Annotated in this window: 2 protein-coding genes; both read right to left on the bottom strand. The window is 69.7% G+C overall.

Annotated elements, in window-relative coordinates; all coding sequences use genetic code 11:
• Positions 1–260: 260 nt before the first annotated feature.
• The gene (gene leuB / locus AX690_RS17275; protein WP_066681325.1) at positions 261–1,313 is read right to left on the bottom strand and encodes a 3-isopropylmalate dehydrogenase; all 1,053 of its coding nucleotides are present in this window, start codon (positions 1,311–1,313) and stop codon (positions 261–263) included.
• A 12-nt stretch (positions 1,314–1,325) separates the two neighbouring features.
• Complete coding sequence (locus AX690_RS17270; protein WP_066681322.1) at positions 1,326–1,628, bottom strand: putative quinol monooxygenase; 303 nt, start codon at positions 1,626–1,628, stop codon at positions 1,326–1,328.
• Positions 1,629–1,732: the final 104 nt, after the last annotated feature.

The following is a 1,732-nucleotide window of genomic DNA, read 5'->3' as shown; positions in this document are numbered from 1 at the left end:
GTTCGAGTCCGGATACGCGGATCATAGAGCGCCGCGAACGCTCCTTCTCCCCTTGTGGGAGAAGGTGTCGCCGAAGGCGACGGATGAGGGGTCGATAGGCGGATCCGCCGTGGAACCCCTCACCCGACCCGCTTCGCGGGCCACCCTCTCCCGCAAGGGGAGAGGGGTTTTCTTCCCTCGGCATTTTTCGGGGCCCGCTGTCGAATCCGCGCGAGCCGGCGCGGGGGAGGATTTCGGCGCGGGGCGAGGGGAGAGGTTCGTCAGAGCGCCGCCAGGACCGCGTCGCCCATCTGGGCGGTGGTCAGCGAGCCGCCGAGGTCGCGGGTGCGGGCCCCGCTGTCGAGGGCGGCCTTCACCGCCGCCAGCAAGGCGTCGGCGGCCTCGACCTGCTTCAGAGACCAGCGCAGGGCCATCTCAAACGACAGGATCGCCGCGAGCGGATTGGCCACGCCCTTGCCGGCGATGTCCGGCGCAGAGCCGTGGATCGGCTCGTAGAGGCCCGGCTTGTTCGGATCGCCGATGGCGGCCGACGGAAGCATGCCCAGGGAGCCGGTCAGCATGGCGGCCGCGTCCGACAGGATGTCGCCGAACAGGTTGTCGGTGACGATCACGTCGAACTGCTTGGGCGCGCGGACCAGTTGCATGGCGCAGTTGTCGGCCAGGATGTGCTCGAGCTGGACGTCCGGGTACTCGCGGGCGTGCAGCTCGGTGATGACCTGCTTCCACAGCAGGCCCGACTCCATGACGTTGGATTTCTCCGCCGAGTGGACCTTGTTGGTGCGGCCCCGGGCCAGCTCGAAGGCGACGCGGCCGACGCGCTCGATCTCGCTGGTCGTGTAGACGGCCGTGTCGAAGCCCTTCTTCTGACCGTCGGCCAGGGTCTCGATACCGCGCGGCTGGCCGAAATAGACGCCGCCGACCAGTTCGCGGACGAACATGATGTCCAGGCCCGAGACCAGCTCCGGCTTCAGGCTGGAGGCGCCGGCCAGGGCCTCGAAGCAGTAGGCGGGGCGCAGGTTCGCATAGACGTCCATCGCCTTGCGCAGGTTCAGGAGGCCCGCTTCCGGGCGCAGATGGCGGGGAGCGTCCGCCCACTTCGGGCCGCCGACGGCGCCCATCAGCACCGCGTCGCTGGCGATGGCCTGGTCGCGCACCTCGTCCAGCAGCGGCGTCCCGTAGGCGTCGTAGCTCATGCCGCCATAGGGCGCCTCCTCGACCTTCAGGTCCGGGGTGAGGGCGGCCGCCACACGGCGCACCTCGGCGCAGACTTCCGGGCCGATGCCGTCGCCGGGCAGGAGCAGCAGGGTGGACATGAGGCTTCTCTCTCAGATCTTGCGGTAGGCGGAAACGTCGAACGACTGCAGGTCGCGGCCGTGCACGCCCAACTCGGCGCAGGCGGCGCGCCAGGCGGCCATGTGCGGCGTGGCGCGATGGAATTCCAAGGCGGCCTCGCTTTCGAAGTGCTCGTAGACGCGGATCAGGCCAGGGTCGAGCGGATCCTCGGTCAGGGCGTAGTCCAGGCAGCCCGGCTCGGCGCGCGTGCCTTCGACCTGGGCGCGGAGATGCGGACGCAGGTCCGCGAGGCGCTCTGGGGCGATGCGGATCGTGCCGGCGAGGATCAGGGTCATCTCAACAGTCTCCCCCTTCCCCTTGATCGGGAAGGGCTGGGGATGGGGTGACAGCCTGTCGGGGCTTGGCGCGGTTGAACCGCCGCGCCACCCCACCCCTACCC

The sequence above is a fragment of the Caulobacter sp. CCH9-E1 genome, assembly GCF_001556515.1.
GTDB lineage: Bacteria > Pseudomonadota > Alphaproteobacteria > Caulobacterales > Caulobacteraceae > Caulobacter.
Note: the sequence above shows the minus strand (reverse complement) of the source record. Positions and strands in the feature narration are given on the sequence as shown.